The sequence below is a fragment of the Streptomyces sp. NPDC004561 genome, assembly GCF_053602155.1.
Genome location: NZ_JBSGDB010000475.1, coordinates 1 through 6,477 on the forward strand (window position 1 = coordinate 1; position 6,477 = coordinate 6,477).

Sequence of the window (6,477 nt, forward strand, 5' to 3'; positions counted from 1 at the left end):
CGCCCAGCATGGCCAATCCGGGCGGTGCCGGCCTCCCGACACCGCCCGGGAACACCCTGATGGCCCGCCGCGCCCCCATATCGTGACTTCAAGTCATCACGAAGACACTCTGCGGATGATGTTGAAAACCGAACGGAATAGGTCTACGGTCGAGTCCGTTGGGTTCGTTGAACGTTAAACAGATGACCTCCAGGAGGACGTCATGGGCATCTTCAGCCGCAAGGACAGCACCCCCGAGAACACCCAGGCCCCGGCCGCCGCCGGCCCCGACCTGACCGCCGTGACCGGCGAGTACACGATCGACCCGGCGCACACCACGATCGAGTTCGTGGCCCGCCACGCCATGGTCACCAACGTGCGGGGCGGCTTCCAGGACTTCACCGGCAGCCTCCACCTGGACGGCGCGGACCCCACCAAGTCCACCGCCACGCTGGACATCAAGATCGAGAGCATCGACACCGGCAACGCCGACCGCGACGGCCACCTGAAGTCGTCCGACTTCTTCAAGGCCGACGAGTTCCCGTCCATGACCTTCCGCTCCACCAAGGCGGAGGCCCTCGGCGGCGACGACTACCGCATCACCGGCGACCTCTCCCTCCTCGGCGTCACCAAGCCGATCAGCATCGACCTGGAGTTCAACGGCGTCGCGAAGGACCCGTTCGGCAACGAGCGCGCCGGTTTCGAGGGCAAGGCCGAAATCCTGCGCTCCGAGTGGGGCCTGACCTGGAACGCGGCGCTGGAGACCGGCGGCGTCCTCGTCTCCGACAAGATCAAGCTGAACTTCGACATCTCCGCGATCAAGAACGCGTGAGCCCCCGGCGGCCGGGCCGGCCGCCCGGCGCCCGCAGTGTGAGTGTGCCCGCCGACCCGGGAACGGGAGGGCGGGCACTCGCCTGTCCGTGCGAAGATGACCTTCCATGGCAATGAGCACCGCACTGTGGTCCTTCGCCCTCGTCGTAGGGCTCCTCACCCTGACCCCCGGCCTGGACACGGCCCTCGTCCTCCGCACCGCCGCGCTGGGCCGGCGCACCCGTGCGTGGGGCGTGGTCCTCGGCATCCAGACCGGCACCCTCGTCTGGGGAACGCTCACCTCGCTCGGCGTCACCGCCCTGCTCACGGCCTCCCACCTCGCCTACGAGACGCTTCGCTGGGCCGGGGCCGCGTACCTGCTGTGGATGGCCGCGCGCATGATCCGCGCCACCTTCCGCGGCGAGCGGCCGGACGCCCCGGCGCCCGAGTCCCTCACCGGCGCCGACTCCCTGGCGGCCGGCTGGCGCCAGGGCACGCTGACCAACCTCCTCAACCCCAAGGTGGGCGTCTTCTACGTCGCCGTACTCCCCCAGTTCATCCCGCCCGGCGCACCCCACTTCTCCACGGGCGTCCTGCTGACCTGCGTGCACATCGCCCTGGGCCTCGTGTGGTCCACGGTCCTCGTCGCCTCGGCCACCGCCGTCGGCGCCTGGCTGCGCAGGCCGAGGGCCCGCAGGCTCCTCGACCGCGTCACCGCCACCGTCATCGCGGGCTTCGCGCTGAAACTGGCGCTCGGCGACTGACCTGATCCAAGCGCGTGTCACACCCGGCGGGGCCGTCTCGTCTCAGATCGCGAGGACGGCTTCTGCGATCCGGAGGGTGATGATCATGCGGGTGTTCGTGGCGGGCGGGGCCGGGGTGCTGGGTCAGCGGCTGGTGCCGCGGCTCGTGGCCGGGGGGCATCAGGTCACGGCGACGACGACGAACCCGGAGAGGCTGGGCCTGCTGCGGCGGCTGGGCGCGGACGGGGTCGTGATGGACGGGCTGGACCCGGCGTCGGTAGGGGAGGCGGTCGCGAAGGCGCGGCCGGACGCGATCGTGCACCAGATGACCGCGATCTCGACGGCGCACGCCGGCAAGCCCGACCTGAAGCACCCGGATCGCTGGTTCGCCCTCACCAACCGGCTGCGCACCGAGGGGACGGACCATCTGCTGGCCGCCGCCGAGGCGACCGGTGTCCCGCACGTCGTCGCGCAGAGCTACGCGAGCTGGAACGGCGTGCGCGAGGGCGGCTGGGTGAAGACCGAGGAGGACCCGCTGGACCTGCTGGAGGGAACGGCCGCGCACGCGGGGATGGTGGCGCTCCGCCACGTCGAGGACGTGGTCCTGCGCTCCGGTGGCGCGGCCCTGCGGTACGGCGCGTTCTACGGGCCGGGGGCCGTCGACGACCAGGTCGAGCTGGTGCGCAAGCGGCAGTACCCGCTGGTCGGACGGGCCACCGGGTACAGCTCGTGGGTGCATCTCGACGACGCGGCGAGCGCCACCGTGCTGGCCGTGGAACAGAAGGCGCACGGCGTGTTCAACATCGTCGACGACGAGCCGGCCCCGGCGAGCGAGTGGCTGCCGCATCTGGCCGCCTGCGCGGGGGCGAGGCCGCCGATGCGGATCCCCCGGTGGCTGGCCCGGCTGCTGGCCGGGGAGCAGGCGGTGGTGATGATGACCGAGGGCCGCGGCTTCTCGAACGCCAAGGCCAAGCGGGAGCTCGGCTGGCAGCTGCGCCATCCGTCGTGGCGGCAGGGCTTCGAGGCGGAGCTGGCGTGACGCGGACCGAGGAGTTCGAGGCCCTGCGGCCGCTGCTGTTCTCGATCGCCTACCGCATCCTCGGCAGCGTCAGCGAGGCGGAGGACGCGGTCCAGGAGACCTGGCTGCGCTACCAGGGCTCCGCGGCCCGGCCGGCCTCGGCGAAGGCGTTCCTCTCGGCCGTGGTGACCCGGATCTCGATCGACGTGCTGCGCTCGGCCCGGGTCCGGCGGGAGGCGTACCCCGGGCCGTGGTTCCCCGAGCCGCTGCTGAACGACCCGTACGACGATCCCGAGCGCTCGGCGGAGCTGGCCGACTCGGTGTCGACGGCGGCCCTGCTGCTGCTCGAACGGCTCAGCCCGCTGGAGCGGGCGGTGTTCGTGCTGCGGGAGGTGTTCGGCTTCGGGTTCCCCGAGGTCGCGTCGGCGGTGGGGCGGTCGCAGGGCGCGTGCCGTCAGCTCGCGACGCGGGCACGGCGCCACATGGACGCGGGCCGGCCCCGGTTCGAGGCCGGCCGCAAGGAGCGCGAGGAACTCGCCGGGCGCTTCTTCGACGCCTTCCGGAAGGGTGACGTCGACGGGCTGCGGGAGCTGCTCGCCGCCGACGTGGACATGGTCGGCGACAGCGGCGGCAAGGCCCCGCGGTGGGGCACGGGCGTCACCGGCGCCGAGAGCGTGGCCCGGCTGCTCGCCGCGCTCCTGCCTCCGTTCACGCGGATCGGCGGCGCCGTGGAGCCGCGGGAGGTGAACGGCCGGCCGGGCGCGGTCTTCCGCGACCGGGACGGCAGGGTCGTCAACACCTGGACGCTCGACATCGCCGACGGGCGGATCCGGACGATCCGTACGGTCATCAACCCCGACAAGCTCGTCCACCTCGGTCCGGTGGCGGACGCCTGGGCGGTGCTGCGCGAGGCGAACCTGACGCGCCGGCCCGCGGGCTGGCCGGACGAGCCGGCTCCCGGCTGACGGCGGGGCCCGCACACCGGCCGGGGCGGGGGCGGCCGCGGCGCCGGCCGGGGTTCAGTTGCCGAAGCCGCCGCCGAAGTCCCCGCCGTCTCCGCCGCCGAAGTCGCCGCCGTCGCCGAAGCCGCCGCTGAAGTCCCCGGGGTCGAAGTCCGTGCCGGAGACGTCGCCGCCCTGGTAACCGCCGCCGAAGTCGCCCCCGTAGCCGCCGAAGTCGCCGTATCCGGTGCCGTAGTCGGCCGCGTAGGAGGGGGTGGCCATCACGCTGCCCAGCAGGGTGCCGACGAGCAGGCCGGGGAGGATGCCGCCGCCGAAGTAGCCGCCGGCCCAGGGGCCGTAGGCCGGGCCCGCGTCCCAGTAGGGGCGGCGCCCGTAGTCCGTGTCTACCTCGCGGATGACGGGATCGCGGCCGTCGGCCAGGCGGGTGGCGTCGGCGGCGCAGACGGGGACCTCGCGCGGGGCGCCGCCCGGCGGGGTCCAGGCGGCGTCGGCGACCGAGGGGCCGTGGCGGGGGTCGAAGAAGCAGGGCGGGCGGCGCTCGGGGAGCGGGCGGCCCGTCCGGCGGGCGGCCAGCTGGGCGAGGGAGAAGCGGCCGTCCTCCAGGGCCTGGGTCACCGTGCGGACGTCCTCCGGTTTCGTCGCCTCGGCCATGCGCTGCTTGGCGGTCTCGTAGGCGTCGAGGGCACGCTCGTAGTCGCCGCGCATCCCGTCGTCGGCGCCCGGTTCCGCCGGATGGAAGTCCAGGCGGTCCAGTTCCTCGCCGAAGGCGGTGATGTCCTCGTCCACGACCACCCGCAGGCGCTCCAGCGCGGCCCGCTGCTCCTCGGCGCGGCGGCGGCGGTTGCGGCGGACCAGGGCGTAGGCGCCGGCGCCGCCCGCCACCAGGACCGCGGCGACCGCGATCAGGCCCATGCTCGACGCACCGCCGCCCGAGCCGCCCGTGGCGCCCCAGCTCTTCGGGGCGTGGCCGCCCATGTTGGCCAGGGCGCGGTCGGTGAAGTCGGTGAGCTGGGTCCGGGCGTTCTCGCCCTGGACGCTGTTCACCAGGTTCTGCCGGGCCGTCGGCGACATCACCGAGCGGTCGGCCCGGGCGTCGAAGCGGTCGCCGAGCCGGATGCCGTACAGGCCCGTGATGCCGGTCGCGGCACGCAGGTCCGCGAACAGCCGGCCGGTCGGGTAGCCGGCCGGGAGCACCGCGATGAACAGCGGTTTGTCCGCCGTCCTGATCCGTTTCGCGAGCGTGTCGGCGTCCGCCTTCGACAGCTGGGCGGAGGCCGCCGGGTCGACGTAGACCGGGCTCTTGCGCAGGGCCTGGGCGATGGTGGAGACACCGGTGTCCGCGCTCGCCCCCGGGGCGAGCGCGGTCGCCAGGACCAGGGCGAGGACGGCCAGCAGCAGCGCCGGGAGGCTTCGGGTGCGCACGTCGGCCTTCATGCTTCGAAGCTACCCGAAGCCTCCCAGAACCGGTCATTCAGATCGCCGCCCGGTACGCCTCCGTCAGCTTCTCCACCGCCTTCCCGTACCGTCCGGTCAGCAGCAGGTGGTCGGCGTCGGCGAAGGGCTTCGCCATCGCCTCCGTGATCCGCTCCCCCGCCTTCCGCTGGACCAGCAGCCGGGCCCGGGTGACCAGTGCGCTTCCAGCCCGGCCGTCCCCGGCGCGCTCGGCCGCCGCCGCCCGCACGGCGAGCGTGCGCAGCGCGGCCGCCCCGCCCCCGGGCGCCTCGGTCAGGGTGGTCAGGCCCCAGCCGTAGGGGAACTGCGGGTCGTACGACGGGTCGCCCACGTTGATCGGCAGCTGGGACTCGGACTTCGGCCAGGTGACGGGGAGCTGCCCGGTGAAGGGCCGCTCGCCGTAGAGGACGTCGGCGACGCCCTCGCCCTCGGTGCCGGGCAGCCAGGAGGCCACCAGGGCGTCGATCTTCCCGAGCCGGTCGCCGATGAGCTGCGGGCGGCCGGAGACGATCAGCACCGCGCACTTCATGGCCGAGCACACCTTGTCCACGGCCGCCTTGTCCGCCGCCGAGAGCTGGAGGTCGTGGCCGTTGCCGACGTCGCCGACGCCCTCGGCGTACGGGGTCTCGCCGACGACGACCACACCGACGTCGTAGCCGTCCGTCGGGGCGGAGGCGTCCTTGGAGTAGGTGACGTCGCCGCCCGCCGCGCGCATGCCCTGGAGGATGGTCGTGCCGGGGGTGATGTTCCCGGAGGAGCCCTGCCAGGTCATGGTCCAGCCGCCGGTCTGGTTGCCGATGTCGTCGGCGTTGGACCCGGCGACGTACACCTTCTCGCTCTTCTTCAGGGGCAGCAGCCCGCCGGTGTTCTTCAGCAGCACCTGCGACTCGGCCGCGGCCCTGCGGGCGACCGCCCGGTGGGCCGGGGAGCCGATGGCCGAGGCCCCGGCGGTGTCGGCGTAGGGGTGCTCGAAGATGCCCAGCTCGAACTTCTTGGTGAGGATGCGGGAGACGGCGTCGTCGATCCGGGCCTCGCTGATCCGGCCCGCCTTGACCTCGCCGGCGAGCGTGGCGCTGAAGTCCTTGTAGGTGTACGGCACCATCATCATGTCGACGCCCGCGTTCACCGCCGTGCGGACGTGGCTCGCGTAGTCGCCGGGGAGCTGGTCGATGGCGTTCCAGTCGCTGATGACGAAGCCGCCGAAGCCCATCCGGTCCTTGAGCACGCCGTTGATCATGTCGCCGCGGGCGTGCATCTTCACCGCGCCCTTGCCGTCGCCGACGATGTCGAGGGAGGAGTACGACGGCATGACCGTGCCGATGCCCCGCCGGACGGCGGTCCCGTACGGCGCCAGGTGGATGTCATCCAGCTGCTGCCGGGTGACGGTCGTGACGCCCTGGTCGGTGGTGTAGGTGCCGGTCGTGGAGGAGCCGTAGGCCGTGCCGCCGTCGCCGACGAAGTGCTTGGCGGTGGCGAGCACCTTGTCGTTCCGGCTCAGGTCCCGGCCGTCGGC

6 protein-coding genes are annotated in these 6,477 nt (G+C 73.1%); 4 read left to right on the forward strand and 2 right to left on the reverse strand.

Annotation, left to right across the window (positions count from 1 at the left end; genetic code table 11):
* Positions 1-202 precede the first annotated feature (202 nt).
* The 4 genes from ACWEN3_RS38170 (at position 203) to ACWEN3_RS38185 (ending at position 3,515) form a co-directional block, all read left to right on the forward strand.
* Positions 203-811 carry a YceI family protein gene (locus ACWEN3_RS38170; protein WP_452980852.1) on the forward strand — a complete coding sequence of 203 codons (609 nt, stop codon included), beginning with the start codon at positions 203-205 and terminating at the stop codon, positions 809-811.
* 106 nt (positions 812-917) lie between these two features.
* Complete coding sequence (locus ACWEN3_RS38175) at positions 918-1,553, forward strand: LysE family translocator (RefSeq protein ID WP_452980855.1); 636 nt, start codon at positions 918-920, stop codon at positions 1,551-1,553.
* Between the two features lie 79 nt (positions 1,554-1,632).
* Entirely contained in the window at positions 1,633-2,571 is a 939-nt protein-coding gene (locus ACWEN3_RS38180; RefSeq protein WP_452980858.1) for an NAD-dependent epimerase/dehydratase family protein, read from the forward strand.
* Complete coding sequence (locus ACWEN3_RS38185; protein ID WP_452980860.1) at positions 2,568-3,515, forward strand: RNA polymerase sigma-70 factor; 948 nt, start codon at positions 2,568-2,570, stop codon at positions 3,513-3,515. The genes ACWEN3_RS38180 and ACWEN3_RS38185 overlap by 4 nt, the downstream gene beginning before the upstream one ends.
* 54 nt (positions 3,516-3,569) lie before the next feature.
* On the opposite strand, the gene ACWEN3_RS38190 is transcribed toward ACWEN3_RS38185, so the two are convergent.
* Together ACWEN3_RS38190 and ACWEN3_RS38195 are read right to left on the reverse strand one after the other, a co-directional pair.
* Positions 3,570-4,946 (reverse strand): hypothetical protein, encoded by a 1,377-nt coding sequence (locus tag ACWEN3_RS38190; RefSeq protein ID WP_452980863.1) that lies wholly within the window; start codon positions 4,944-4,946, stop codon positions 3,570-3,572.
* Between the two features lie 37 nt (positions 4,947-4,983).
* The coding region (locus ACWEN3_RS38195) for a glycoside hydrolase family 3 protein (protein ID WP_452980866.1) at positions 4,984-6,477 on the reverse strand (1,494 nt) is incomplete at its 5' end.